The sequence below is a fragment of the Janthinobacterium sp. GL_088 genome (assembly GCF_057837845.1).
The window spans coordinates 356,179-382,172 of record NZ_CM174453.1; the positions used below are offsets into that span (position 1 = coordinate 356,179).

Sequence of the window (25,994 nt, forward strand, 5' to 3'; positions counted from 1 at the left end):
CTTTTTTTATGCACGCTAGCTGAAAAATCAGCCAGCCAGGCGCTGGCACAATTGCTGGATCACCGTCAACGCATACGGCGAGGCGACGGTTTGCACAAAACGCATGAAGTCGACTGCCGCCTCTTCGTTGGCGTTGTCGGAAATGGTGCGCATGACCGTAAATGGCACGCCCAGTTCAAAACACACTTGCGCCACGGCGGCGCCTTCCATTTCAACGGCCAGCAGGTCGGGGATATCAGCTTTGAGCTGGTTCACATGCGCGGCGCTGCTGATGAACTGGTCACCGCTGGCGATCAGGCCGCGGTGCACTTGTGCGTGTTGCAGACCGAATTGCGCAATATCCGCCGCCTTGAGCACGCTGGAAACATCATCACGCAGGAAATCTTCCGCGGCGCCAGCCAGATGCGTGCTCAGTTCCAGGTCCGTGGCAAAACGCTGCAAGCCTGTCAGCGGCACTTCAAAGCGGGGAAACAAAGGGCGGGCGTCCATATCGTGCTGCAGAAGCGCTTCGGCCACCACGATATCGCCCACTTTCACGTGTTTATCCCCACTGCCTGCCACGCCGGTGAAGACGATGTGGGTAACTCCGTACTTTTCCACAAGGATAGAAGCTGTCATGGCAGCGGCAACCTTGCCCAGACGCGACAGGACGCACACAGCGTCGATATTCCACAGGATTCCCAGGGTGTAGTCGCGCATGCCGTGCGAACGCCTCTGGGGGCCTTGCATGGCTTCTACGAGCCCCTGCTGTTCTTCGTGCAAGGCACTGATGATGCCTAAACGCATTTTTTTGTGTGAATTCATGCTTTTTTTACAGGTTTTGGGGATTGCAAAACGGTTTAGACGGTGAAAACAGCCGTTTCGGCGACTTTTCCACCGTTCGCGTTTGTCTCTGTGTTTTAAATAAAGATGTATACATAAAAATAGTAGTGATAGTAAACGGCCATTTTTTTGTGGATAAGTCGGTATACCGTATAAGAATCATCAACTTGGCACCCAAAAAAGTAGGCGCACAAGCATTGTATCTACGGAGGACTTGTTTGGGATAAAAATCGGGCTGTGGACAAAGATCGACTTTTCCCACATCTCATCCTGTGGATATGCAGGCACTTATCCACACCAGCAAGCAAAAATCACGGGTTTTCTTGCTGTAGTGGCATGTTTGACGTGCTTCGTCTGCATTGATTGTGCTCTGGTAATCCAGCTTGAATAGCCACGAGCGCTGTTCTTTCATACACCTTGGCATCCAGGTGATTTCTGAAGACGGTTTGGCAGTGGGTCGTACTGTCCGTCGTTGACTTCTTTTTTTGATGTTTTTGCATACTTTTGGGAAATATCCCCGGACTTCCGCTTTTTTTGTCGGTTTACAATAGATCCATATATAAAAATAGTAGTAATAGTAAACGCGTTTTTTTCTGTGGGTAAGTCGCTTTTTTTCAACAGGATCAATCGTTTACGCGCAAAATAAAGCGTGCATAATCGCTGTATCACGCGAGGAGCAAAATTGTATAAAATGCGGCTCTGCGCATAACTTCGTGTTTACTCACAAGTCATCCTGTGGATATCAAGTGACTTATCCACAATCGTTGTAAATTTCCCCTCTTTTCAACATCGAACCGCTTGCTGGCACTGTGCCCGCTCAGGTCTGTTGACGTTTCCATTTTGCAAAACGGTTTGGCAGTGCAGTGCGCGTGATGCTGGCCGCGCCGGTTTTCGTTGCTCAGTTGTTGGCTCGATTTTTTTTAAGAACAAAAGGCGCTTGCAGTTGTTTTTGAAGACAGGCTTGCACACCTTCTTCAAGGGAAGGGCAGGCAAAGCGAGCTTGTCGGGTTTACCTTAATAAGTTCGTATACAAGAATAGTAATAGTAGTTAACGGGCGCATCTTCTGTGGATAAGTCCTGATTTATCCTTGTAAACAATCGCTTGGCGTACGGATAAGCGCTGAGTAAGCGTTGTATCTGCCTGGGACGGTTTCTGGACAAAAAAATGTTGCTGAAAAAATTTTTCGTTTACGCACATATCGTCCCTGTGGATATCCATACGGTTATCCACAGCTTGCAGCCCTTGTTTTGCTGTTCTTTTTGACCTTTTCCCATATCGTCGGCCACGATTAATGTCGCCCTGGCCCGGTACTGGTGGTAATCTCAAGGCGGCTCAGCAGCCATGCATGCAGGAAGAAAGACAGACTCTGGTAATGGGACGCGGCGGGGAGACACGCTGCGCGACAGCTTGATGGCATACCGAAAGGAGCTTCATTGGAATCGGCAGGCGAATACGACTACATCATCGTGGGCGGCGGCACGGCAGGTTGCGTGCTGGCCAACCGGCTCACGCGCGACAAGGACGCCAGCGTTTTACTTGTGGAAGCGGGCGGCAAGGACGATTACGTGTGGATCCACATCCCCGTCGGCTATCTGCATTGCATCGGCAATCCCCGCACGGACTGGCTGTATTCCACGCAGGCGGACGCGGGACTGGGTGGGCGCAGCCTGATGTATCCGCGCGGAAAAGTCCTGGGCGGCAGTTCATCCATCAACGGCATGATCTATATGCGCGGCCAGGCCGGCGATTACGACCACTGGGCCGACTTGACGGACGATGCTTCCTGGCGCTGGGACAAGGTCTTGCCGCTCTTTAAGCAAAGCGAGGATTACTACGGCGGCGCCTCGGAAAACCACGGTGTCGGTGGCGAGTGGCGCGTGGAAAAACAGCGGCTGTCGTGGGATATTTTGAACGCGTTCCGCGATGCGGCGCAGCAGGTCGGCATTCCGAAAACCAGCGATTTCAATGGCGGCGACAATAGCGGCAGCGCCTATTTCGACGTCAACCAGCGCCGCGGCATCCGCTGGAATACCTCAAAAGCATTCCTGAAACCGGCATCGCGCCGCCCGAACCTGACCATCATGACGGGCTGCCACGTGGAACGATTGCTGCTGGAAACGACGGAGTCGGGGCCCCGTTGCACAGGCATTGTATTTACGGGCGGCGGCACGCAGTGGCAAGCGACGGCCCGGCGGGAAACCTTGCTGACGGCGGGCGCCATCGGTTCGCCGCAATTGCTGCAACTGTCCGGTATCGGCCCGGCCGCCTTGCTGCAGCAGCATGGGATTGTTCCCGTGCTGGACTTGCCTGGCGTGGGTGGCAACCTGCAAGACCACTTGCAGCTGCGCATGGTTTACAAGGTGCAGGGCGTGAAAACGCTGAACATCATGGCGGGCAATATGCTGGGCAAGATGCAGATCGGTTTGCAATATGCGCTGTTCCAGAGCGGGCCCATGTCGATGGCGCCGTCGCAGCTGGGGGCGTTCGCCAAGTCCGATCCGCTGCAAGCCACGCCGAACCTGCAATACCACGTGCAACCGCTGTCGCTCGACAAATTCGGTGAACCCTTGCATGCGTTTCCCGCGTTTACGGCCAGCGTCTGCAATTTGCGGCCTACCTCGCGCGGCCACGTGCAGATCGCGTCGGCCGATAGTTATGCGGCGCCGAAGATCGTGCCCAATTACCTGAGTACCGAGCAGGACCGCAAAGTCGCGGCCGATGCCTTGCGCCTGACGCGGGCCATCGCCGCCGCACCGGCCCTGAAACAATTCTCTCCGGAAGAATACAAGCCCGGCGTGCAATTCCAGAGCCAGGAAGAACTGGCGCAGGCGGCCAGCCAGATCGGTACCACCATTTTTCACCCGGTGGGTACTTGCCGCATGGGCCAGACCAGCGATGCCTTGAGCGTGGTCGACAGTCAGTTGCGCGTGATTGGCGTGGCTGGACTGCGCGTCGTCGACGCGTCGATCATGCCGTACATTACTTCTGGTAATACGAACTCGCCCACGGTGATGATCGCGGAAAAAGCGGCGCAAATGATACACGCGGCCTGGAAATAGCTGAGTAAAGGCGCGCGTTTGCGCCATTCGGGCTGGCGAAAAATCCCCGTAGTTATACTGTATTGTGCGTTAAATTTAAGTTGTGTATTATAAAAATGACTAAGTAGTACAAAAAGTACAACTAGGAGACACGATGTCAAACGTAATCTTGGAAACAAGAAATTTGACCAAGGAATTCAAGGGTTTCACCGCTGTGAGCGAGGTGAACCTGAAGGTAGAGCGGGGCCATATCCACGCCTTGATCGGTCCGAACGGCGCCGGCAAGACCACGTGCTTTAACTTGCTCACCAAATTCCTGGTCCCCACTTCCGGACAGATCCTGTTCAATGGGAAAGATATCACGGCCGCCAAACCGGCCCAGATCGCGCGCATGGGCGTGATCCGTTCCTTCCAGATTTCCGCCGTCTTCCCGCATCTCTCCGTGCTGCAGAATGTACGCATCGGCTTGCAGCGCCAGCTCGGTACCTCGTTCCACTTTTGGCAAAGCGAACGGTCCTTGAACCAGCTCAACGACCGCGCCATGGCCTTGCTGGCCGAGGTCGACCTGACGGAGTTTGCCGACACCATCACGGTCGACATGCCCTACGGACGCAAGCGGGCGCTGGAAATTGCCACCACCCTGGCGATGGAGCCGGAAATGATGCTGCTCGACGAACCGACGCAAGGCATGGGCCACGAAGACGTGCACCGCGTGACGGAACTGATCAAAAAGGTGTCGGCTGGCCGCACGATTTTGATGGTCGAACACAATATGAGCGTGGTTTCCGGCATCTGCGACAAGATTTCTGTCCTGCAGCGCGGCGCCATGCTGGCCGAAGGCAGTTACGCGGAAGTGTCGCGCAATCCGCAAGTGATGGAAGCGTACATGGGCACCACCCACGCCGAACTGGAAGGGGCACATTGATGACCGCTAGCAACAAGGCACCGGCGCTGGAAATTGCACAGCTGCACACCTGGTATGGCGAATCGCACATCCTGCACGACGTCAACCTGAAAGTGGAGCAGGGCGAAGTGGTGACTTTGCTGGGCCGTAACGGCGCCGGCCGCACCACCACCTTGCGCGCCATCATGGGCTTGACGGGCGCGCGCACGGGCTCGATCAAAGTCAATGGCGTCGAAGCGATAGGTTTGGCCACGCACAAAATCGCCCACCTGGGCATCGGGTATTGTCCCGAAGAGCGCGGCATTTTTTCCTCGCTGTCGACCGAGGAAAACCTGCTGCTGCCGCCGACCCTGGCCAGCGGCGAGAAGGGCATGTCGGTGGAGGAAATCTACGCCATGTTCCCGAACTTGCAGGAACGCCGCCACAGCCAGGGCACGCGCCTGTCGGGCGGGGAACAGCAGATGCTGGCCGTGGCGCGCATCCTGCGCACGGGCGCGCGTTTGTTGCTGCTCGATGAAATTTCCGAAGGCCTGGCGCCCGTCATCGTGCAAGGGCTGGCGCGCATGATCACCACCCTGAAAGCGAAGGGTTACACCATCGTCATGGTGGAGCAGAATTTCCGGTTTGCCGCGCCGCTGGCGGACCGGTTTTATGTGATGGAGCACGGTCAGATCGTCGAGACTTTTGCTGCATCCGAACTGGAGGCCAAGATGCCGGTATTGACCGAGCTGCTTGGCGTGTAGTCCCCATGTAGTCTGTTGTACTCGTCATCGTCCAGCAATCGACTGAATAGCAAACAATAATCCCAACGGAGACACTATGAAACGTAACGCTATCGCCATTGCCACCGCCACCCTGTGCGCACTGGGCTTGTCCGCCGCCGCGCATGCCCAGGTATCGGGCGACACCATTAAGATCGGCTTTATTTCCGACATGTCGGGCGTGTATTCCGACGTCGACGGCTTAGGGGGCGCGGAAGCCATCAAGATGGCGATCGCCGATGCCGGCGTCGTACTGGCCGGCAAGAAGGTGGAATTCATTTCCGCCGACCATCAAAACAAGGCCGACATCGCCGCCTCGAAAGCGCGCGAATGGTTCGACCAGCAGGGCGTCGACATGCTGATCGGCGGCACCAATTCTGGCGCCAGCCTGGCCATGGCCAAGGTCGCGGCGGAAAAGAAAAAAATCTTCATTGCCATCGGTGCCGGTTCCTCGCGCCTGACGAATGAAGAGTGCACGCCTTACACCGTGCATTACGCCTACGACACGGTGGCGCTGGCGCGCGGCACGGGCGGCACCATCGTCAAGCAGGGCGGCAAGAGCTGGTACTTCATGACGGCCGATTATGCGTTTGGCCACTCGCTGGAAAAAGACACGGCCGAAGTCGTCAAGGCGGCCGGCGGCAAGGTGTTGGGCAGCGTCAAGCATCCGCTGGGCGCCTCCGATTTCTCGTCCTTCCTGCTGCAGGCGCAGGCAGCCAAGCCGCAAATCCTGGGCCTGGCCAATGCGGGCGGCGACGCCATCAATAGCATCAAGGCGGCCAACGAGTTCGGCCTGACGAAATCGATGAAACTGGCTGGTCTGCTGATCTTCATCAATGACATCCATTCGTTGGGCTTGAACCTGACGCAGGGCATGTACCTGACGGATGGCTGGTACTGGGACTTGAATGCGGAAACGCGCGCCTGGTCGAAACGCTATTTCGCCAAGATGAAGAAAGAGCCGTCGATGCTGCAGGCGGCCGACTATTCGGCCGCGGCCAACTACCTGAAAGCCGTCAAGGCGATCGGCACGGATGATACCGAGAAGGTCATGGCGTATCTGAAAAAGACCAAGATCAACGACATGTTCACCCAGAATGGCGAAGTGCGTCCCGATGGCCGCATGGTGCACGATATGTATTTGATGGAAGTCAAGAAACCGTCCGAGTCGAAATATCCATGGGATTACTACAAGGTGGTCGCCACCGTGCCCGGCGCACAGGCGTATGTGACCAAGGCCGAGTCGAAGTGTTCGTTGTGGAAGTAACGCTGTAGCCATACCTCCAGCGGATCGCCCGCCTGTGCGCGGGTGGTCCGTCCTGCATGCGCTTCGCTCGCAGGGTTCGCCTTGCGCTGCCGCACCCGTTTGCGGTGGCGCGTTTCCCTTGATACCACACCGCTACTCGGCGGTGCTTTTTATACTGTGATGCCATGGAAATTTTCGGCGTTCCAATACAAGCGATGATGAGCCAGCTGCTGCTGGGTCTCGTCAACGGCTCGTTCTATGCCATGTTGTCCCTCGGTCTGGCCGTCATCTTCGGCTTGCTTAACGTTATTAATTTCTCGCACGGCGCCATGTACATGATGGGCGCCTTCCTGGCCTGGATGGGCCTCAGTTATTTCGACATCAATTACTGGGCCATGCTGGTCATCGCCCCGATCCTCGTCGGCCTGGTCGGCATCCTGATCGAAAAGACCATGCTGCGCTGGTTGTATAAACTCGACCACCTGTATGGCTTGCTGCTGACCTTTGGCATCACCCTGATCATGGAAGGCGTGTTCCGCTCCTTCTATGGCGTCTCGGGCCAGCCGTATGCCGTGCCCGAAGCACTGGCCGGCGCCACGGACCTCGGTTTCATGATCCTGCCGAACTACCGCGCCTGGGTGGTGATCGCCTCGCTCTCCGTCTGCCTGGCGACCTGGTTCGTCATCGAAAAAACCAAGCTCGGTGCCTACCTGCGGGCCGGCACGGAAAACCCGAAACTGGTGGAAGCGTTCGGCATCAACGTGCCGCTGATGGTGACGTTGACGTTCGGCTTCGGCGTGGCACTGGCCGGTTTCGCCGGCGTGCTGGCGGCGCCGATCATCCAGGTCTCGCCACTGATGGGCTCGAACCTGATCATCGTCGTGTTTGCCGTGGTGGTGATCGGCGGCATGGGTTCCATCATGGGCTCCATCCTGACGGGCCTGGGCCTGGGCGTGATCGAGGGCCTGACCCGCGTGTTCTACCCGGAAGGCTCGGCCACCGTGGTGTTCGTGGTGATGGTCATCGTGCTGCTGCTGCGTCCCGCCGGCCTGTTCGGCAAAGAAAAGTAATCCTCATCAGTCATGTATTGGAGCTACCACGATGAATAAGAATGTAGGCTACGCCATTGCCTTGCTGCTGGCGTTGGCGGCCCCGTTTTACGGCTATCCCGTCTTCCTGATGAAGCTGCTGTGCTTTGCCCTGTTTGCCTGCGCCTTCAACTTGCTGATCGGCTACACGGGTTTGCTGTCGTTCGGCCATGCGGCCTTCTTTGGCGGCGCCGGCTATGTCACCGGCTACGCGCTGCGCACCTGGGGCTGGCCGACGGAACTGGGCTTGCTGGCCGGCGTCGCCACGGGTGCCTTGCTGGGCCTGGTGATTGGCGGTCTGGCGATCCGCCGCCAGGGCATCTACTTTACGATGATCACTCTGGCGCTGGCACAGATGGTGTACTTCCTTGCCTTGCGCTTGCCATTCACGGGCGGCGAGGATGGCTTGCAGGGTGTTCCACGTGGAACCTTGCTGGGCACGATAGACCTGGGCAATGACACCGTCTTGTACTACGTCGTGCTGGCCATCTTCGTGGCCGGCTTCGCCCTGATCGTGCGCACCATCCACTCGCCGTTCGGCCAGGTGCTCAAGGCGATCAAGGAAAACGAACCGCGCGCCATCTCGCTCGGCTACGACGTCAACAAGTACAAGCTGATGGCCATCGTCCTGTCGGCCTCCTTGGCCGCGCTGGCCGGCGCCACCAAGACGTTGGTGCTGGGCTTTGAGACGTTGACCGACGTGTATTGGGGCATGTCGGGCCTGGTCGTGCTGATGACACTGGTGGGCGGTATGGGCACCTTGTCCGGTCCCATCCTCGGCGCCGTCTTGATCATCGCGCTGGAAAACAAGCTGGGCGATGTCGGTACCTATCTGGCGACGCATACTGGCATCGAGTGGTTCGGCACCTTGGGCGAATCGGTGGGCATGGTGACCGGCGTGATCTTCGTCATCTGCGTGCTGATGTTCCGGCGCGGCATTGTCGGCGAAGCCATCGCGCGCTTTGGCGGCAGGCCAGCCAAAGCCGCTGTCTGATTTTCAAGCAACGCCGGACGGATCGTCCGGCGTTTTTCATTGTGCGTCCACTGTTACTTCAACGGAGAGTACCACCATGCATACGACGATCACGCGCGCGGGCACTACTGGCATCAGCCTGTGCACGCTGCTGGCCTTGGCAGCCTGCGGCAGCAACCATGCGCCGGAAGAACTGAACCAGATGCCCGGCTACCTGGGCACCATCACGCGGGCCGACTATGACGGCAAGACGAACGATCTGCTGACGGCTGGCCTCGGCAAGACGGGGCTGGCGGGAGCAACTCCCGCGTATGCGAACGTGGAACAGCCGACACCGCTCGAACTGCGCCGCAATGCGATCTACGCCAATTACCGAGCCGTGCTCGACATTGCTGCCAACAGCGGCTACGGCACCTTGTACGGACCAAATGTCGATGCCAACGGTAGCATCGGCACGGGCGAGGGCCTCGTTGCCGGCAGTGAATACATCGCCTATGCCGACGATGGCACGGGCAAGAAGAATGTCACCTTGATGGTACAGGTGCCGGCCAGCTTCGATCCGGACCACCCCTGCATCGTCACGGGCACGTCGAGCGGCTCGCGCGGCATTTACGGCGCCATCGGCAGCTCAGGCGAATGGGGCCTGAAAAAAGGCTGCGCCGTGGCGTATGCCGACAAGGGTTCCGGCACGGGCCTGTACGTGTTCGAGGACGACAGCGTCAACCTGCAAAATGGCGTGCGCGCGGGCAGGGTGGCCGCCGGCAAGAATGCGCTCTTCGCGCCGGAATTGAGCGATGCCGACCGCCTGGCCTGGGCGGGCAGCAATCCGAACCGCATCGCCTTCAAGCATGCGCACTCGCAGCAGAATCCCGAGAAGGACTGGGGCAAGGTCACCTTGCAGGCGGTCGAGATGGCATATTATGTGTTGAACGAGCGCTATGGCGTGCTGGCCCGCGACGGCAGTTCTCACCTGGTGCGCCTGACACCGAAGAACACCATCACGATCGCCTCGAGCATTTCCAACGGCGCCGGCTCGGCCTTGCTGGCGGCGGAACAGGATACGCAAGGCTTGATCGGCGGCGTGGCGGCCAGCGAGCCGCAGATCCAGCCGACGGCATCGACTGCCTACAGCGTGCGCCAGGGCGGGGCGGTGGTCGCCAATCCCGGCCGCGCGCTGTTCGACTACGCCACCTATGCGGCCCTGTATCAACCGTGCATCGCCTCGGTGGCCGGCAATGCGGGACGCTGCACGGCGCTCGTCAGCAAGGGGCTATTGAACGGCGCCGACCTGGCCGCACAGCAGGCGGATGCGAAGCAGCGCTTGCGCGCATATGGCTGGCTGCTTGATGCCGATCCGCTGCAGGCAGCGCACGCGGGCACGAATATCCTGGTGGCCGTCACGTATGCGTATGCCTACGGGAAATTCCCCGTGACCGATAAAGTGTGCGGTTTCACGTTTGCGCAGACGGACGGCGGCGGCAATCCGATCGCGTTTACTTCGGCACAGAAGGCGGCCAGCTTTGCCGCGCAAAACGGCATCCTCGGTAGTGTCGTGTACGAGAACAGTGTGGGTGGCGCCAGGGTCTACACGGCCGGCGTATCGCCGTCAAACAGCCTGGCGGACCAGTCGCTCGATGGCTTCCTGTGCCTGCGCAGCCTGGCGACGGGACGCGATACCGTCAGCGGCGCCAACTTGCAAGGCACCTTGGCCGGGCAAAGCGTGCGCGTGCGGGCAGGCATGGCCGAAGTGGCTGCCAGTGGCAAATTGAATGGCAAGCCGGCCATCATCGTGCACGGCCGCAGCGATACCCTGATTCCCGTGAATCACGCTTCGCGCGCCTATCTGGGCTTGAACGCTGCCGTGGAGGGGAGCAATAGCAAGCTGCGCTATATCGAGGTAACGAACGCCAACCACTTTGATTCCTTCAGCAGCGCCTTGCCGACCCTGATCGTGCCGCTGCACGTCTACCTGAATCGGGCGCTCGACGCCATGTATGCGCATTTGTCCGCCAAGCAAACCTTGCCGCCATCGCAGGTGGTGCGGACGGTGACGCGCGCCGATGCGTCGACCCTGATCACGAATGTCAACGTGCCGGCGATTGCGGCGACGCCGGCACCTGGCAATGCCATCAGCGTGACGGGGACTGTCGTCGATATTCCCAACTAGGCTGTCTCGCCTGTGGACGCTGCGGCCACGTTTCACGTGGCCGTTTTTATTCCCAGGCCGTATCGTCGATGTGCCCCAGTCCTTGGAAGACAGGCTTGGAAAACCAGTAACCCTGCATCAGCGAAATGCCGCAGCTGGCCAGAAAGTCGCGCTCGGCGCGTGTCTCGATGCCTTCGGCCAGCACGCGGATACCGAGCTCACGGCACAGACTGGCGATGGCCCGCACGATCGCCTGGCGTGGCGTGTGTGTATCGATTCCGCGCACCAGGTCCATGTCGATCTTGATGATGTCAGGCTGGTATTCGGCCAGCAAGTTCAAGCCCGCATAGCCAGCGCCGAAATCATCGATGGCTGTCTGGAAACCGAAGCGCCGGTAGGCGCGGAATATTTCGACGAGGTGGGGACGGTCTTGCACCCGTTCGCCTTCCGTCACTTCAAAGATGATTTTGTCGGTAGGAAAGTGATGCAGCTTGGCCGCTTCCAGGGTACTGCGTATACAGACTTCGGGACGGTAGACGGCGTTGGGCAGGAAGTTAATTGACAGAAATCCCTGCATGCCCAGGCTGGCTGCGCCGGCCACTGCCTTGACGCGGCAAGCCTGGTCGAAGCGGTAGCGGTTGGCATCGTTGACTTGCGCCAGCACGCTGGCCGCGCTTTCGCCGTTGGGGCCGCGCACCAGCGCCTCGTGCGCATAAATGCTGCGCGTAACCAGGTCGACGATGGGCTGATAGGCATACTCGAAGGCAAACGGCAGCGGCGCGCTGTCATGGCAGCCTGCACAGGCACCGTGTGGAAAGCTGGTGGCGTCAGGATGAATGGGGATATCGGGAGGCGTCATGGCGGCAGTGTAGCAGGGTGGGGGAACTGGCTCCGTTTGCTGGCTCACAGTGCGGCAGCATAGATGGCGCGCGCATCGCTGTGCGTGACGGGTCGGGGATTATTGCCCAGCAAGCGCGTTTGCAGCATGGCTTCATCGGCCAGCCGGTCCAGGTCGCTTGCCGCGATGCCCACCTCGCGCAGGGTGCGCGCAATGCCGGTTGCGTGCGCAAGTTCCTGCATGGCATCGATCAGGGCCACGGCCCGCGCTTCCTCGCTGCCCGTGATACCGGGCTGCAGGATGGCGGCCAGTTGCGCATACAGGGGCGCCGCATGGGACAAATTAAAGCGCAGCACGTGCGGTAACACCAGCGCATTCGACAAGCCATGTGGCACGTGGAACAGTCCCCCGATGGGATAGGCAAGCGCATGCACGGCGGCCACGGGCGCGTTGGCAAACGCCTGGCCGGCCAGCATGGCACCGAGCAGCATGGCTTGGCGCGCCGGCAGGTTGCTGCCATCGCGGCAGGCGGTGACCAGGTTGCTCGACAGCAGTGACAGCGCCTGGGTGGCCAGCATGTCGGACAAGGGATTTTTCAGCAGGCGGCTGGTGTACGCTTCGATCGCGTGCACCATGGCATCGATGCCGGTGGCGGCTGTCACGGCCGATGGCAAGCCCAGGGTCAGGCTGGCGTCGAGGATGACCAGGTCCGCATACAGTTGCGGCGCGACTACGCCCATTTTGCTGGTGGCGCCCGTGGTGACGATGGCGATGTGCGTCACTTCCGAACCCGTGCCGGCCGTGGTGGGCAATTGCACCAGGGGCAGGCGCTGGCCGTGGACATTGCCGATGCCATACAGTTCGGCCAGTTCCTGGCGGCCCGGCGCCAGCACGGCGATCAGTTTGGCCACGTCCAAGGAGCTGCCGCCACCGAGGCCGATAAGCAGTTCCACGTGAAACATCTGCGCCTGCGCTACGCCGGCCAGCACGATGGCTTCGGGTGGATCGGCTTGCACCTCGGAAAAGACGTGGACCTCGATGCCGGCCACCTGCAAGCTGCGCAGGGGAGCATCGGCCAGCCCCATGCGCAAAAAGCCTGCATCGGTGACGAGCAGGGCGCGGCGCACGCTGGGGAAGTGGTGGGCGATGTGGGTGCCCAGGTGGGCAACGGCGCCCGCTTCAACGATCAGATGCGGCACGGTGCGGAACTGGAAGGCGGACATGCATTCTCCTGACGGTAAGGACAGAAGTCCAGCTTACTCCGCTTTCCATCCCCGCGCCTGTTTCACGTGGAACAGGATGCGCGGGTTACTCCCACTCCAGCGCGCCGCGTTTCCATTCATAGGCCAGGCCGATGGCCAGCACGCTCAGGAAACCCATGACGGCCCAGAAGCCGGGCAGGCCCAGTTCGTTCACGTTGGCCGCCCAGGGCATCAGGAAGATCACCTCGATATCGAACAGGATGAAGAGAATGGCGACCAGATAGAAGCGGATGTCGAACTTCATGCGCGCGTCGCCGAACGCTTCGAAGCCGCATTCATACGGTGACAGCTTTTGCGCATCGGGCTTGTGTGGACCGAGTACGCGTCCCAGCAGCATGGGCACGATGCCGACCAGGATGCCGATCAGAATGAACAGGAGGACGGGAAAATAGTTTTCGAGGAGCATGGGAATTCCTCTCAGTGACTGGACGACAGTTTCATCAGCACGATGCCGCACACGATGAGGACGGCGGCGCACACGCGCATGGTATTGACTTGCTCGCCCAGAAAGACGATGCCGACGATGAAGGCGCCGACGGCGCCGATGCCGGTCCAGATCGTATAGGCCGTGCCCAGGGGCAGGGTGCGCATGGCAAGCGACAGCAAGCCGAAGCTGGCGATCATCATGACGATGGTAATGACGGAGGGAGTGAGTCTGGTGAAACCCTCGGAGAGTTTCATCGAGTATGCCCACACGACTTCAAACATGCCGGCAATCAGTAATAGTATCCAGGCCATGGCGGCTCCTTATACAGAGCGGGCCGTCCCGGTGTGTTCCCATGATGGGGGAGGCCGTCCTCCTGGATGATCGTCCCGTTGGCCACTGGCGTGACCACGAATGCAGACGATGCGGCAATTGTAGCAAACATTGTCCAGTGCCGCACCTCCATCCTGGATGCGATTCGTGTTCCACGTGAAACAGAAATCTCCGTTGACTTGCCACTGCTGAGTAAAAATTAAGCAAAAATTGGCCGTTGCAAGGTTGCGCTTGCAAAAAGACTCTATAATCGGAGCTCTCTTCCCGCATTTTTACTTGCACTGTTACCTATTTATCATGTTATTTCCTACAGAATTCGACGTCATCGTTGTCGGTGGTGGTCACGCCGGTACCGAGGCGGCCCTCGCTTCCGCCCGCATGGGGCAGAAGACGCTATTGCTCACGCATAATATTGAGACACTGGGCCAGATGTCGTGCAACCCCTCCATCGGCGGCATCGGCAAGGGCCACCTGGTCAAGGAGGTCGATGCCATGGGCGGCGCGATGGCGATTGCCACTGACGAGTCCGGCATCCAGTTCCGCATCTTGAATTCCTCGAAAGGCCCGGCAGTCCGCGCCACGCGCGCCCAGGCCGACCGTATTTTGTACAAGGCCGCCATCCGCACGCGCCTGGAAAACCAGCCGAACTTATGGCTGTTCCAGCAAGCCGTTGATGATTTGATCGTCGAAGGCGACCGCGTCGTTGGCGCCGTGACGCAGATTGGCCTGAAGTTTCTCGCGCGCGCCGTCGTGCTGACGGCTGGCACTTTCCTCGATGGCAAGATCCACGTGGGCTTGAATAACTACTCGGCTGGCCGCGCCGGCGACCCGCCTGCCATTTCGCTGTCCGCCCGTTTGAAAGAACTGAAACTGCCGCAAGGGCGACTGAAAACAGGCACGCCACCGCGCATCGATGGCCGCACGATCGACTTTTCCGTGATGCAAGAGCAGCCGGGCGACCTCGATCCCGTGCCAGTCTTCTCGGTCATGGGCAACACGTCCATGCACCCGCGCCAGGTGCCGTGCTGGGTCACGCACACGAATAGCCAGACGCACGATATCATCCGCGCCGGCCTGGACCGCAGCCCCATGTACACGGGCGTGATCGAGGGCGTCGGCCCTCGCTATTGCCCGTCGATCGAAGACAAGATCCACCGTTTCTCGGGCAAGGAATCGCACCAGATATTCCTCGAGCCGGAAGGCTTGACGACGCATGAGTTCTATCCGAACGGCATCTCGACGAGCTTGCCATTCGACGTGCAGATCGCCCTGGTGCAATCGATGAAGGGCATGGAAAACGCCCACATCCTGCGCCCCGGCTACGCCATCGAATACGATTATTTCGACCCGCGCGGCTTGAAGGCATCGCTGGAAACGAAGGCCGTCGCTGGCCTGTTTTTCGCCGGTCAGATCAATGGCACTACCGGTTACGAAGAAGCGGCCGCGCAAGGCATGCTGGCGGGCCTGAATGCGGCCTTGCTGACGCAGGACAAGGAAGCCTGGGTACCGGGCCGCTCCGAGGCCTATCTGGGCGTGCTGGTCGACGATTTGATCACCCAGGGCGTGCAGGAACCGTACCGCATGTTCACCAGCCGCGCCGAGTACCGCCTGAGCTTGCGCGAAGACAATGCCGACATGCGTCTGACGGAAATCGGCCGCACCCTGGGTTGCGTGGGCGACGCCCAATGGCAAGCCTTCGAGACCAAGCGCGAAGCGGTGGCGCGCGAACTCGAGCGCCTGCGTTCCACGTGGGTCAACCCGCGCATCCTGGCGGCCGCCGAATCGGAACGCATCGTTGGCCAGGCTATCGAGCGCGAGTATTCCCTGGCGGACTTGCTGCGCCGCCCGAACGTCGCCTACGACACCTTGATGAGCATGACGGGCATGGAAGGCCAGGCCCTGGCCGGCCCCGGCGTGATTGACCCGGCCGTGCGCGAGCAGGTGGAAATCCAGCTCAAATACGCGGGTTACATTGAGCGCCAGAGCAAGGAAATCGAGCGCCACGAACACTATGAAAACCTGGCTTTGCCGGAAGGTTTCAATTACCTGGATATCGGCGCGCTGTCCGTCGAAGTGCGGCAAAAACTCGACAAGCAGCGCCCGGAAACCCTGGGCCAGGCCTCGCGCATTTCCGGCGTGACGCCGGCGGCGATTTCGCTGCTGCTGGTACACCTGAAAAAGCGCGGTTTTGGTGCAGGTCAGGCCGAAATACAGACCACCACTTTAAAGGACGAGGTTGTTGAATGAAGCAGTTTGACCGGGCCGCATTGGCCCAGATTTTGAATGAAGGCATCGCCGCGCTGGGGCTCGACCTGAGCGCGGATCAGACGGAAAAACTGCTCGATTACCTGGCCTTGCTGGCCAAATGGAACAGCGTGTACAACCTGACGTCGGTGCGCGATCCACTGCAGATGCTGACCCTGCACGTGCTCGATTCGCTGGCCGCCGTGCCGGCGTTCGCGGATGCAAAGAATGTGCTCGATGTGGGCGCCGGCGGCGGCTTGCCGGGCATGGTCCTGGCCATCGCGCGGCCGGATGTGAAGGTGTCGATGATCGATACCGTGCACAAGAAGACGGCATTTTTGACGCAAGTGAAGGCGGAACTTGGTTTGAGCAACGTCACCGTGTACACGAAACGGGTGGAACAGCTGGAAGTGCAGCAGAAATTCGATGTGATCACTTCGCGCGCCTTTGCCGACCTGTCTGACTTCGTCAACTGGTCGAACCACGTGCTGGCCGAGGGCGGGCAATTCATCGCCTTGAAAGGGGTGGCACCGCCAGACGAGCGCGAGCGACTGCCGGCAGACTGGAAAGTGACGGAATTACGCGCAATTCAGGTGCCAGGGCTAAATGCAGAGCGTCATCTGGTCTTTATAGCAAGAATTTAAAAGACGAAGAATAAATGATATAAACAATTTATACGGTATAAATAATATAAACCGTATAAACGATTTATATCGTATAAATGAAATAAACAATATAAATCGTTTCGGCCAGATGCCGGGGCGCACGATGAAGTTTGCATCTCTTTACAACTAGAAGATACATGGCCAAAATTTTTTGTGTAGCAAATCAAAAGGGTGGTGTTGGTAAAACCACAACAAGCGTCAACCTCTCCGCCGGTCTGGCCAAGTTGAACCAGCGCGTGTTGCTGGTCGACCTCGACCCGCAGGGCAATGCGACCATGGGCGCCGGCATCAACAAGGCCGGCTTGAAAGCATCGACCTATGAAGTCATGCTGGGCGAGTCCGATGTCAAAACGGCACGCCAGCGTTCGGAAGCGGGGCGCTTCGATGTCTTGCCGTCGAACCGCGAGCTGGCCGGCGCCGAAGTGGAGATGGTTGAACTCGACAACCGCGAACGCCGCCTGAAGGATGCGCTGGCCGAAGTGGACAGCGAATACGATTTCATCCTGGTAGATTGCCCACCGGCATTATCGATGCTGACCCTGAACGGCCTGTGCGCCGCGCATGGCGTGATCATTCCGATGCAGTGCGAGTACTACGCATTGGAAGGCTTGTCCGATCTGGTCAACACCATCAAGAAGGTGCATGCCAACCTGAACCCGGATCTGAAGATCATCGGTCTGCTGCGCGTGATGTTCGATCCACGCATGACATTATCGCAACAAGTGTCGGCGCAGCTGGAGCAGCACTTCGGCGACAAGGTTTTCAATACCATCATCCCGCGCAATGTACGCCTGGCCGAAGCGCCGTCGTACGGCCTGCCCGGCGTGACCTTCGACCCCAGCTCGAAAGGCGCCCAGGCATATATCGCCTTCGGCGCCGAGATGGTCGAACGCATCAAACATATGTAAACAAGGAGCGAGCGTCTGCACATAATGATGTGAGCGCTTACTCTGAAAACACGATTAGGACAGCATGGCTACGAAAAAATTAAAAGGACTGGGTCGCGGACTCGACGCCCTGTTGGGCGGCGGCGGCGACTTCGCCAGTCCGGACACGCATCAACCGTCGAACTTGCCCGTGTCACAAATGCAAGCCGGCAAATATCAGCCGCGCACGCGCATGGACGAGGGAGCGCTGAATGAACTGGCCGCCTCGATCAAGGCGCAAGGGCTGATGCAGCCGATCCTGGTGCGCCCGATCGGGCAAGATACCTTGAGCGGACTTGTTAAATATGAAATCATCGCCGGCGAACGCCGTTTCCGCGCTTCGCAACTGGCCGGCCTGACGGAAGTGCCAGTGCTGGTGCGCGATGTGGACGACCTGGCCGCCGCCGCCATGGCGCTGATCGAGAATATCCAGCGCGAAGACCTCAATCCGCTGGAAGAAGCGCAGGGCATCCACCGCCTGATCGCCGACTTCAGTTTTACGCATGAGCAAGCGGCCACTGCGCTGGGACGCTCGCGCAGCGCCGTGTCGAACCTGTTGCGCTTGATGAACCTGGCCCATCCCGTGCAGACCATGCTGATGGCCGGCGATATTGACATGGGTCATGCGCGCGCGCTGCTGGCCGTCGATGCGGCCAGCCAGATCACGCTGGCGAATCAGGTCGTGGCCAAGCGCCTGTCGGTGCGCGAAACGGAAAAGCTCGTGACGCGCACGGTCGAGGAAGCGGCCAACCCGGTCGAGCCGCGTCAGAAGGAAAAATCGGGCGACATCGCGCGCCTGGAAGAAGAGCTGTCCGATGCGCTGGCCACCCCCGTGGTGTTCAAGATGGGCAACAAGGGCCGTGGCCAATTGGTGATTGATTTTGCCGATCTTGACGTGCTCGATGGTTTGTTGACCCGCTTGCGTGGTTAAATAGCAAGCTGCAAAGGCAGGGGCCATGCGGGTGTGGACAATCCGGCCATGCTTTCCAGATGCACCACGTAATTCCTTGATAACACGGCTGGAAGCGGCCAGACAAGCGACTTTGCCATATAGTGGTGCAAATGGCGGCGAATAGTCGGTAAAGCGTCAGTTTCACGCAGCAATTGCCCTGCTGCGGTGCAGCAACGTTTGACTCTATAGATCAAAGCCAACTATAATCCCGTGTCTTTGCGTGTGTAGATTTTTCTGGGAACTTGGCAATTGAGTGATTCACAACAAAGTATTGCCAAGCCAGTCTACAAAGTAGTTGCATTGCAGCTAGCAATCGCTATCAGCTTTGCCACGGTCACCCTGTTTTTCGGTGGTCATGTCAGAGGCTGGTCCGCCGCATACGGCGGCGCTATCGCAGTCATCGGTAGCCTGGTGTATGCCCTGTTGGTCGTTCGCGGTTCTAGCGACGCCAACAAGGCATTCCGGGCGCATTTGCGCGCAGAAGTGGTGAAAATATTTATCACAGCGGTGCTGTTTATATTGGCACTGGTGTTGTTTCAGTCGGCCGCCTGGTTATGGCTGATCTTGGGTTTCGCGGTGGCAACCTTAGCATACTGGTTTTCATTGCTCGCTGTTTAATCATTGGTTTTGGGGCCTGTTGAGCTCTGAAACGACAAATCTAAATTCATTATGACCACAGAACACGCTATTGAAGCGGGCCATGCTGCCCCGGCCAACGCCACAGAATACATCAGTCACCATCTGGCCCACCTGAGAAGTGCCGACGGCATGATCAATCTGGATACGTTCTGGATTTCGGCCATTCTGGGCTTTGTTTTCCTGGCTGTTTTCTATATGGCGTCGCGCCGCGCGACGGCTGGTGTCCCTGGCAAGTTGCAAAACTTCGTCGAAATGGTCATGGAAATCGTCAATGACACTATTAATGGGGCCTTCCACGCGAAAAGCAAGGTCATCGCGCCGCTGGCCATCACTATTTTTGTGTGGGTCTGGTTGCTCAACGCGATGGACTTCCTGCCGGTTGACCTGTTGCCGAAGATCCTGAGCTGGTTTGGCGTGCATAAACTGCGCGCCGTGCCGACCGCCGACGTCAACCACACCTTCGCCATGTCGCTGTCGGTCGTGCTGTGCGTGATCGCCTTCTCGATCAAGGCCAAGGGCCTGGGCGGCTGGATCAAGGAACTGTTCACGGCACCGTTCCATGCGAATGGCCTGATCGCCACGATCGCCCTGGCACCTGTCAATTTCTTGTTGCAAATGGTTGAGCTGGTTGCAAAACTGATCTCCCTGTCGCTGCGACTGTTCGGCAATATGTATGCCGGCGAACTGATTTTCATCTTGATCGCGTTGTTGCCTTGGTGGGCACAGTGGGCGTTGGGTGGTCCATGGGCAATTTTCCATATCTTGATTGTAACTTTGCAAGCTTTTGTGTTTATGGCGTTGACGGTTGTGTATCTGAGCCTCGCGGTTGAGAAACATTAATCATTAACTTTATATTTTGTTTTTTTAGTATCTTTCGTTTTTAAATTTAGGAGAATTTTATGCAAGCTCTGATCGCACAAGTACAAAGCATGACCGTTCTGGCAGCAGCAATCATCATCGGCCTGGCCGCAATCGGCACCGCTCTGGGCTTCGCTATCTTGGGTGGCAAATTCCTGGAAGCTTCGGCACGTCAACCAGAACTGATGCCACAACTGCAAACCAAACTGTTCGTTATCGCTGGTCTGCTGGATGCTATCTCGATGATCGGCGTTGGTGTTGCTCTGCTGTACACGTTCGCTAACCCGTTCCTGTCCGCTCTGACGGCTGTTGCTCAGTAATTCGCTCCAACCCTAGGAGAAACTTTTAGTTAGGAGCAAAGGTATGGACATCAATATGTCGCTCATCGGCCAGATGATCACCTTCGCGGTGTTGGTCTGGTTCTCGATGAAGTTCGTATTTCCAGCGCTGAACAATGCGCTGGATGAGCGTGCCAAACGAATCGCGGATGGATTGGCTGCGGCCGATCAAGGTCAGGCTTCGATGGCAGTCGCTGAAAAGCGTGCGCAAGAGGCATTGAACAGTGCACGTGAAGAAGCGTCGCAACGCGTTGCGGACGCTGAAAAGCGCGCGCAGCTGGTTGCTGAAGAGATCAAGCAAAATGCACAAGCTGAAGCTGCGCGTATCATTGCGCAAGCCCAGTCGGACGCCGAACAGCAACTGTCGAAAGCACGCGAACAATTGCGCGCTCAGGTGGCTGACCTGGCTGTCAAGGGTGCCGAGCAGATCTTGAAGCGTGAAGTAAACGCTACGGCTCACGCCGAAATGTTGCAGCGTCTTGCTGTCGAGCTGTAATCATGGCAGAACTCGCAACCGTCGCCCGTCCCTACGCGGAAGCTTTGTTCCGCGTAGCCCAAGCTGGTAAGGAGTCAAGCAACCTCGCGGCGTGGTCCGAACTGGTGTCCGAACTGGCACAGATCGGTAGCCACCCCGAGGTACAGGCGTACGCGCGCAATCCGAAAGTTTCGGAAAGCGACGTCGCCGCCACCATCCTGTCGTTGTTGAAATCGCCGCTCAATGAGGAAGTGAAAAACTTCGTCACGATGTTGATCGAAAATGGCCGCATCAGCCTGCTGCCGGAAATCGGCGCGCAATTCCATACGTTGAAAAACGGTCTGGAAGGTGCGGCTGACGCCGAGATCACGAGCGCTTTCGATCTGAGCGAAGGCCAAACGGCCGAGCTGGTCGCAACGCTGGAAAAGAAATTCAGTCGTAAGCTCAACCCTGCCGTCACAGTGGATCCATCGCTGCTCGGCGGCGTGCGCGTGGTCGTTGGCGACCAAGTGCTCGATACCTCGGTGCGCGCCAAGTTGCAGCAACTGCATGCTGCACTGGTGTCGTAAGACACGCGCTTCGGCAGGCCAGCTTAGACAGACCCTTACCCCTCGCGCAAGCTGAGAGAAACACTTTTAGGAGTTAGTATGCAACTCAACCCATCTGAAATCAGCGAGTTGATCAAGAGCCGGATCCAAGGTCTTGACGGCGGCGCTGAAGTGCGTAATCAAGGCACGGTTATTTCCGTCGCCGACGGTATCTGCCGCATCCACGGTTTGTCGGACGTGATGCAAGGCGAGATGCTGGAATTCCCAGGCAACACGTTTGGCCTGGCAATGAATCTGGAACGCGACTCCGTCGGTTCCGTGATTCTGGGTGCCTACGAGCACATCTCCGAAGGCGATACGGTGAAATGCACCGGCCGCATTCTGGAAGTGCCAGTCGGTCCTGAGCTGCTCGGCCGCGTTGTCAACGCGCTGGGTCAGCCAATCGACGGCAAAGGCGCCATCGACACGAAACTGACGGCCGCGATTGAAAAAATCGCGCCGGGCGTGATCGCCCGTGAGTCCGTTTCGCAACCAATGCAAACCGGCCTGAAGTCGATCGATGCGATGGTTCCAGTTGGCCGCGGCCAGCGCGAACTGATCATCGGCGACCGTCAAACCGGTAAGTCGGCTGTGGCGATTGATGCGATCATCAATCAAAAAGGCCAGGGCATGAAGTGTATCTACGTCGCGATTGGCCAAAAAGCCTCGTCGATCAAGAACATCGTGCGCTCGCTGGAACAGCACGGCGCGATGGAATACACCATCGTTGTCGCCGCTTCCGCTTCGGAATCGGCCGCCATGCAATACATCTCGCCGTACTCCGGTTGCGCCATGGGCGAATACTTCCGTGACCGCGGTGAAGATGCACTGATCGTCTACGATGATCTGTCCAAACAAGCTGTTGCATACCGTCAAATCTCGCTGCTGCTGCGCCGTCCACCAGGTCGCGAAGCGTACCCAGGCGACGTGTTCTATCTGCACAGCCGCCTGCTGGAACGCGCAGCACGCGTGAACGCCGACTACGTCGAGAAGTTCACCGATGGCGCCGTCAAAGGCAAGACCGGTTCCCTGACGGCGCTGCCGATCATTGAAACGCAAGCTGGCGACGTGTCCGCATTCGTTCCAACCAACGTGATTTCGATTACCGACGGTCAGATCTTCCTGGAAACCTCGCTGTTCAACGCCGGTATCCGTCCTGCGATTAACGCCGGTATTTCCGTATCGCGCGTCGGTGGCGCCGCCCAGACCAAGGTCATCAAAAACCTGTCCGGCGGTATCCGTACCGACTTGGCGCAGTACCGTGAACTGGCCGCGTTTGCGCAGTTCGCTTCGGACCTGGATGAGTCGACCCGCAAGCAGCTGGACCGTGGTGCCCGCGTAACGGAATTGCTCAAGCAAGCCCAGTACTCGCCACTGTCGATCTCGCTGATGGCCGTATCGCTGTTCTCGGTGAACAAAGGCTTCATGGACGACGTGCCAGTCAAGCAAGTGCTGTCGTTCGAAGCTGGTGTCCACGCTTACATGAAGACCAAGCAAGCTGCTCTGCTGGCCAAGATCGAAGAAACCAAGCAACTCGACAAAGACAGCGAAGCAACTCTGTCGGCGGCCATTGCTGATTTCAAGAAATCCGGCGCATATTAAGCGGCCAGGCGGCGCCCACCTCGAGTGAGGCGCCGCCCTACGCGCAGAAGGAGTAAGGACTCATGGCATCAAGCAAAGAGATACGAGGCAAGATCAAGAGCGTAGAGAATACGAAGAAGATCACCAAGGCGATGGAAATGGTCGCCGCGTCCAAAATGCGCAAGGCGCAAGACCGGATGCGGGCCGCTCGTCCCTACAGTGACAAGATTCGGAATATCGCCGCCAATCTGGCGACCGCCAATCCGGAATACACGCACCCGTTCCTGGCAGCTGCCCAGGGTACGCAAGCGAAGGCAGTGGGTTTCATCGTTGTCACGACCGACAAAGGTCTGTGCGGCGGCATGAACACCAACATCCTGCGCCAGGTGACGTCGAAGTCGCGCGAGCTGGAAGCAGCTGGCAACCGGGTTGAAGCAGTTGCCATCGGTAACAAGGGTTTGGGTTTTTTGAATCGCATCGGCGTCAAGATCGTCGCCTCTGCCATTCAGACCGGTGATACGCCCCACCTGGACAAGCTGATCGGACCCGTCAAGGTCATGCTCGAAGAGTTCCAGGCAGGCAAGATCGATGCAGTGTACCTGTGCTACACCAAATTCATCAACACGATGAAACAGGAACCAGTCGTGGAGCAATTGCTGCCCCTGACGGCCGACAAGATGGTCGCCGACAAGGGTGCCCACTCGTGGGATTATATCTACGAGCCGGACGCGCAAAGCGTGATCGACGAATTGCTGGAGCGCTATGTAGAAGCGCTGGTGTACCAGGCAGTCGCGGAGAATCTGGCGTCCGAGCAATCGGCACGGATGGTCGCGATGAAAGCTGCAAGCGACAACGCGGGTAGTGTGATCGGCGAATTGAAGCTGATCTACAACAAGACCCGCCAAGCTGCGATTACCAAAGAACTCTCCGAAATCGTCGCCGGTGCGGCTGCGGTTTAAACGAATTTAACTATATTGAAGGAACGAACATGGCTGATGGCAAAATCGTTCAGTGTATCGGCGCTGTGGTGGACGTTGAGTTTCCCCGCAACGCGATGCCTAAGGTATTTGATGCCTTGAAGATGGCAGGCTCGGAACTGACCCTGGAAGTACAACAGCAGTTGGGCGACGGCATTGTCCGTACCATTGCACTCGGCTCGTCCGATGGCCTGCGTCGCGGCATGATGATCCAGAACACCGGCAAACCTATCATGGTGCCAGTCGGTAAAGCAACCCTGGGTCGCATCATGGACGTGCTGGGCAACCCGATCGACGAATGCGGCCCAGTGTCGCACGAGCAAGTCGCATCGATCCACCGCACCGCTCCTGCATACGACGAACTGTCGCCATCGCAAGAACTGCTGGAAACCGGCATCAAGGTGATCGACCTGGTTTGCCCGTTTGCAAAAGGCGGTAAAGTTGGTCTGTTCGGCGGCGCTGGCGTAGGCAAGACCGTCAACATGATGGAACTGATTAACAACATCGCTAAAGCGCACAGCGGCGTGTCCGTGTTCGCCGGTGTTGGTGAGCGTACTCGTGAAGGTAACGACTTCTACCACGAGATGGCTGACGCGAAAGTGGTCGATCTGGAAAACCCAGAGAACTCCAAAGTGGCGATGGTCTACGGTCAGATGAATGAACCGCCAGGTAACCGTCTGCGCGTTGCGCTGACCGGCCTGACGATCGCTGAATCGTTCCGTGATGAAGGCAAGGACGTTCTGTTCTTCGTCGACAACATCTACCGCTTCACGCTGGCAGGTACCGAAGTATCGGCACTGCTGGGCCGTATGCCGTCGGCTGTGGGTTACCAACCGACCCTGGCTGAAGAAATGGGCCGTCTGCAAGAGCGTATCACGTCGACCAAGACCGGTTCGATCACCTCGATCCAGGCCGTCTACGTTCCAGCCGATGATTACACCGATCCGTCGCCTGCTACCACGTTTGCTCACTTGGATTCGACCGTTGCGCTGTCGCGTGACATCGCTTCCCTGGGTATCTACCCAGCCGTGGACCCACTCGATTCGACCTCGCGTCAGCTCGATCCGTTGATCGTTGGTCAAGAGCATTATGACACCGCGCGTGCCGTGCAAACGACCCTGCAACGCTACAAGGAATTGCGCGACATTATCGCGATTCTGGGTATGGACGAGCTGGCACCGGAAGACAAACTGCTGGTTGCCCGCGCACGTAAGATGCAGCGTTTCCTGTCGCAGCCTTTCCACGTCGCTGAAGTCTTTACCGGCGCGCCTGGTAAATACGTTTCGCTCAAAGACACGATCAAGGGCTTCAAAATGATCGCTTCGGGCGAACTCGATCACCTGCCGGAACAAGCGTTCTACATGGTCGGCACGATCGAAGAAGCAATCGAAAAAGCCAAGAAACTTAACTAAGTTAAGTCTGGGCCTAACCCTGCCCCTTACAAGGCGGGGTTCTTCAACCCGATAGGACACACATGGCACACACAATTCACGTTGACGTGGTTTCCGCTGAAGAACTGATTTTTTCAGGCGAAGCAGAATTCGTCGCGTTGCCGGGTGAACAGGGCGAGCTGGGTATCTACCCACGCCACACGCCTTTGATTACCCGCATCCGTCCGGGCGCGGTCCGCATCAAGGTAGTCGGCCAGGCTGAAGAAGAGTTCGTCTTCGTTGCCGGCGGCCTGCTGGAAGTGCAACCGGATACCGTGACCGTCCTGGCCGATACCGCGATCCGCGGTCACGACCTGGACGAAGCGAAAGCGCTGGAAGCGAAGAAGTTGGCGGAAGAAAATATCCACAACAAGGATTCGGGCATCGACTACGCGCAAGCGCAAGCCGAGCTGGCCAGCGCGATTGCGCAGCTGGCAGCGATCCAGAAGCTGCGCAAGATTTAATTTCAATCTGCGCCGCACAAGA

General features: G+C 58.3%; 25 protein-coding genes. 20 read left to right on the forward strand and 5 right to left on the reverse strand.

Annotation, left to right across the window (positions count from 1 at the left end):
• Nucleotides 1–27: 27 nt before the first annotated feature.
• On the reverse strand, nt 28–804 hold the full coding sequence (locus AC3IQ7_RS01510; protein WP_489208173.1) for a 5'-methylthioadenosine/adenosylhomocysteine nucleosidase: 777 nt from the start codon (nt 802–804) through the stop codon (nt 28–30).
• A 1,452-nt stretch (nt 805–2,256) separates the two neighbouring features.
• Between AC3IQ7_RS01510 and AC3IQ7_RS01515 the strand changes: the two genes are divergently transcribed.
• The 7 genes from AC3IQ7_RS01515 (at nt 2,257) to AC3IQ7_RS01545 (ending at nt 11,000) form a co-directional block, all read left to right on the forward strand.
• Nucleotides 2,257–3,882: a GMC family oxidoreductase gene (locus tag AC3IQ7_RS01515; RefSeq protein WP_489208174.1), complete on the forward strand. Its 1,626-nt coding sequence runs from the start codon at nt 2,257–2,259 to the stop codon at nt 3,880–3,882.
• Between the two features lie 133 nt (nt 3,883–4,015).
• Nucleotides 4,016–4,786, forward strand: a complete 771-nt coding sequence (locus AC3IQ7_RS01520; protein ID WP_034783853.1) for an ABC transporter ATP-binding protein — start codon at nt 4,016–4,018, stop codon at nt 4,784–4,786.
• Complete coding sequence (locus tag AC3IQ7_RS01525; protein ID WP_099377700.1) at nt 4,786–5,508, forward strand: ABC transporter ATP-binding protein; 723 nt, start codon at nt 4,786–4,788, stop codon at nt 5,506–5,508. The genes AC3IQ7_RS01520 and AC3IQ7_RS01525 overlap by 1 nt, the downstream gene beginning before the upstream one ends.
• Before the next feature lie 76 nt (nt 5,509–5,584).
• Complete coding sequence (locus AC3IQ7_RS01530) at nt 5,585–6,793, forward strand: ABC transporter substrate-binding protein (protein WP_099377701.1); 1,209 nt, start codon at nt 5,585–5,587, stop codon at nt 6,791–6,793.
• 164 nt (nt 6,794–6,957) lie between these two features.
• Nucleotides 6,958–7,842: a branched-chain amino acid ABC transporter permease gene (locus tag AC3IQ7_RS01535; protein ID WP_034752662.1), complete on the forward strand. Its 885-nt coding sequence runs from the start codon at nt 6,958–6,960 to the stop codon at nt 7,840–7,842.
• A gap of 31 nt (nt 7,843–7,873) precedes the next feature.
• Complete coding sequence (locus AC3IQ7_RS01540; RefSeq protein WP_035823444.1) at nt 7,874–8,854, forward strand: branched-chain amino acid ABC transporter permease; 981 nt, start codon at nt 7,874–7,876, stop codon at nt 8,852–8,854.
• A gap of 76 nt (nt 8,855–8,930) precedes the next feature.
• Nucleotides 8,931–11,000, forward strand: coding sequence for a 3-hydroxybutyrate oligomer hydrolase family protein (locus tag AC3IQ7_RS01545; protein WP_489208175.1), 2,070 nt, complete (start codon nt 8,931–8,933; stop codon nt 10,998–11,000).
• 46 nt (nt 11,001–11,046) lie between these two features.
• Here the strand turns inward: AC3IQ7_RS01545 and AC3IQ7_RS01550 are convergent, their stop codons facing one another.
• From AC3IQ7_RS01550 to sugE, 4 genes are all read right to left on the reverse strand, one after another.
• Nucleotides 11,047–11,838, reverse strand: a complete 792-nt coding sequence (locus AC3IQ7_RS01550) for an EAL domain-containing protein (RefSeq protein ID WP_489208176.1) — start codon at nt 11,836–11,838, stop codon at nt 11,047–11,049.
• A 44-nt stretch (nt 11,839–11,882) separates the two neighbouring features.
• Nucleotides 11,883–13,040: an iron-containing alcohol dehydrogenase gene (locus AC3IQ7_RS01555; RefSeq protein WP_489208177.1), complete on the reverse strand. Its 1,158-nt coding sequence runs from the start codon at nt 13,038–13,040 to the stop codon at nt 11,883–11,885.
• Between the two features lie 85 nt (nt 13,041–13,125).
• Nucleotides 13,126–13,485, reverse strand: coding sequence for an NADH-quinone oxidoreductase subunit A (locus tag AC3IQ7_RS01560; RefSeq protein ID WP_099377705.1), 360 nt, complete (start codon nt 13,483–13,485; stop codon nt 13,126–13,128).
• Nucleotides 13,486–13,496: 11 nt separating this feature from the next.
• Nucleotides 13,497–13,817 (reverse strand): quaternary ammonium compound efflux SMR transporter SugE, encoded by a 321-nt coding sequence (gene sugE / locus AC3IQ7_RS01565; RefSeq protein ID WP_035823456.1) that lies wholly within the window; start codon nt 13,815–13,817, stop codon nt 13,497–13,499.
• A 316-nt stretch (nt 13,818–14,133) separates the two neighbouring features.
• Between sugE and mnmG the strand changes: the two genes are divergently transcribed.
• From mnmG to AC3IQ7_RS01630, 13 genes are all read left to right on the forward strand, one after another.
• A complete protein-coding gene (gene mnmG, locus AC3IQ7_RS01570; RefSeq protein ID WP_099377706.1) occupies nt 14,134–16,083 on the forward strand; it encodes a tRNA uridine-5-carboxymethylaminomethyl(34) synthesis enzyme MnmG in 1,950 nt (649 codons plus the stop codon).
• Nucleotides 16,080–16,724 carry a 16S rRNA (guanine(527)-N(7))-methyltransferase RsmG gene (rsmG, locus tag AC3IQ7_RS01575; RefSeq protein WP_099377707.1) on the forward strand — a complete coding sequence of 215 codons (645 nt, stop codon included), beginning with the start codon at nt 16,080–16,082 and terminating at the stop codon, nt 16,722–16,724. Before mnmG ends, rsmG begins: the two co-directional genes overlap by 4 nt.
• A gap of 158 nt (nt 16,725–16,882) precedes the next feature.
• Nucleotides 16,883–17,653 (forward strand): ParA family protein, encoded by a 771-nt coding sequence (locus AC3IQ7_RS01580; protein ID WP_046681849.1) that lies wholly within the window; start codon nt 16,883–16,885, stop codon nt 17,651–17,653.
• Nucleotides 17,654–17,717: 64 nt separating this feature from the next.
• The gene (locus tag AC3IQ7_RS01585) at nt 17,718–18,602 is read left to right on the forward strand and encodes a ParB/RepB/Spo0J family partition protein (protein WP_099377708.1); all 885 of its coding nucleotides are present in this window, start codon (nt 17,718–17,720) and stop codon (nt 18,600–18,602) included.
• A gap of 270 nt (nt 18,603–18,872) precedes the next feature.
• On the forward strand, nt 18,873–19,241 hold the full coding sequence (locus AC3IQ7_RS01590; RefSeq protein WP_099377709.1) for an ATP synthase subunit I: 369 nt from the start codon (nt 18,873–18,875) through the stop codon (nt 19,239–19,241).
• Between the two features lie 51 nt (nt 19,242–19,292).
• Complete coding sequence (atpB, locus tag AC3IQ7_RS01595; RefSeq protein WP_051959258.1) at nt 19,293–20,102, forward strand: F0F1 ATP synthase subunit A; 810 nt, start codon at nt 19,293–19,295, stop codon at nt 20,100–20,102.
• Between the two features lie 59 nt (nt 20,103–20,161).
• Nucleotides 20,162–20,440 (forward strand): F0F1 ATP synthase subunit C, encoded by a 279-nt coding sequence (gene atpE / locus AC3IQ7_RS01600; RefSeq protein WP_034752695.1) that lies wholly within the window; start codon nt 20,162–20,164, stop codon nt 20,438–20,440.
• A 43-nt stretch (nt 20,441–20,483) separates the two neighbouring features.
• Nucleotides 20,484–20,954, forward strand: coding sequence for a F0F1 ATP synthase subunit B (locus AC3IQ7_RS01605; RefSeq protein ID WP_034752697.1), 471 nt, complete (start codon nt 20,484–20,486; stop codon nt 20,952–20,954).
• 2 nt (nt 20,955–20,956) lie between these two features.
• Nucleotides 20,957–21,502, forward strand: a complete 546-nt coding sequence (locus tag AC3IQ7_RS01610) for a F0F1 ATP synthase subunit delta (protein WP_034783838.1) — start codon at nt 20,957–20,959, stop codon at nt 21,500–21,502.
• 78 nt (nt 21,503–21,580) lie between these two features.
• A complete protein-coding gene (gene atpA, locus AC3IQ7_RS01615) occupies nt 21,581–23,122 on the forward strand; it encodes a F0F1 ATP synthase subunit alpha (RefSeq protein ID WP_077398373.1) in 1,542 nt (513 codons plus the stop codon).
• Between the two features lie 62 nt (nt 23,123–23,184).
• Nucleotides 23,185–24,060, forward strand: coding sequence for a F0F1 ATP synthase subunit gamma (atpG, locus tag AC3IQ7_RS01620; protein WP_046681852.1), 876 nt, complete (start codon nt 23,185–23,187; stop codon nt 24,058–24,060).
• Nucleotides 24,061–24,089: 29 nt separating this feature from the next.
• A complete protein-coding gene (gene atpD / locus AC3IQ7_RS01625) occupies nt 24,090–25,490 on the forward strand; it encodes a F0F1 ATP synthase subunit beta (protein ID WP_010393778.1) in 1,401 nt (466 codons plus the stop codon).
• A 62-nt stretch (nt 25,491–25,552) separates the two neighbouring features.
• On the forward strand, nt 25,553–25,972 hold the full coding sequence (locus AC3IQ7_RS01630; RefSeq protein ID WP_058050961.1) for a F0F1 ATP synthase subunit epsilon: 420 nt from the start codon (nt 25,553–25,555) through the stop codon (nt 25,970–25,972).
• The last annotated feature ends 22 nt before the right edge of the window (nt 25,973–25,994 follow it).

Coding starts and splice junctions, on each gene's coding strand:
- atpD (WP_010393778.1), top strand. CDS start 24,090: ATGGCTGATGGCAAAATCGTTCAGTGTATCGGCGCTGTGGTGGACGTT.
- AC3IQ7_RS01605 (WP_034752697.1), top strand. CDS start 20,484: ATGGACATCAATATGTCGCTCATCGGCCAGATGATCACCTTCGCGGTG.
- AC3IQ7_RS01520 (WP_034783853.1), top strand. CDS start 4,016: ATGTCAAACGTAATCTTGGAAACAAGAAATTTGACCAAGGAATTCAAG.
- AC3IQ7_RS01550 (WP_489208176.1), bottom strand. CDS start 11,838: ATGACGCCTCCCGATATCCCCATTCATCCTGACGCCACCAGCTTTCCA.
- AC3IQ7_RS01610 (WP_034783838.1), top strand. CDS start 20,957: ATGGCAGAACTCGCAACCGTCGCCCGTCCCTACGCGGAAGCTTTGTTC.
- rsmG (WP_099377707.1), top strand. CDS start 16,080: ATGAAGCAGTTTGACCGGGCCGCATTGGCCCAGATTTTGAATGAAGGC.
- AC3IQ7_RS01540 (WP_035823444.1), top strand. CDS start 7,874: ATGAATAAGAATGTAGGCTACGCCATTGCCTTGCTGCTGGCGTTGGCG.
- AC3IQ7_RS01630 (WP_058050961.1), top strand. CDS start 25,553: ATGGCACACACAATTCACGTTGACGTGGTTTCCGCTGAAGAACTGATT.
- atpE (WP_034752695.1), top strand. CDS start 20,162: ATGCAAGCTCTGATCGCACAAGTACAAAGCATGACCGTTCTGGCAGCA.
- AC3IQ7_RS01530 (WP_099377701.1), top strand. CDS start 5,585: ATGAAACGTAACGCTATCGCCATTGCCACCGCCACCCTGTGCGCACTG.
- sugE (WP_035823456.1), bottom strand. CDS start 13,817: ATGGCCTGGATACTATTACTGATTGCCGGCATGTTTGAAGTCGTGTGG.
- AC3IQ7_RS01535 (WP_034752662.1), top strand. CDS start 6,958: ATGGAAATTTTCGGCGTTCCAATACAAGCGATGATGAGCCAGCTGCTG.
- atpA (WP_077398373.1), top strand. CDS start 21,581: ATGCAACTCAACCCATCTGAAATCAGCGAGTTGATCAAGAGCCGGATC.
- atpG (WP_046681852.1), top strand. CDS start 23,185: ATGGCATCAAGCAAAGAGATACGAGGCAAGATCAAGAGCGTAGAGAAT.
- AC3IQ7_RS01510 (WP_489208173.1), bottom strand. CDS start 804: ATGAATTCACACAAAAAAATGCGTTTAGGCATCATCAGTGCCTTGCAC.
- AC3IQ7_RS01555 (WP_489208177.1), bottom strand. CDS start 13,040: ATGTCCGCCTTCCAGTTCCGCACCGTGCCGCATCTGATCGTTGAAGCG.
- AC3IQ7_RS01545 (WP_489208175.1), top strand. CDS start 8,931: ATGCATACGACGATCACGCGCGCGGGCACTACTGGCATCAGCCTGTGC.
- mnmG (WP_099377706.1), top strand. CDS start 14,134: ATGTTATTTCCTACAGAATTCGACGTCATCGTTGTCGGTGGTGGTCAC.
- AC3IQ7_RS01560 (WP_099377705.1), bottom strand. CDS start 13,485: ATGCTCCTCGAAAACTATTTTCCCGTCCTCCTGTTCATTCTGATCGGC.
- AC3IQ7_RS01585 (WP_099377708.1), top strand. CDS start 17,718: ATGGCTACGAAAAAATTAAAAGGACTGGGTCGCGGACTCGACGCCCTG.
- atpB (WP_051959258.1), top strand. CDS start 19,293: ATGACCACAGAACACGCTATTGAAGCGGGCCATGCTGCCCCGGCCAAC.
- AC3IQ7_RS01580 (WP_046681849.1), top strand. CDS start 16,883: ATGGCCAAAATTTTTTGTGTAGCAAATCAAAAGGGTGGTGTTGGTAAA.
- AC3IQ7_RS01525 (WP_099377700.1), top strand. CDS start 4,786: ATGACCGCTAGCAACAAGGCACCGGCGCTGGAAATTGCACAGCTGCAC.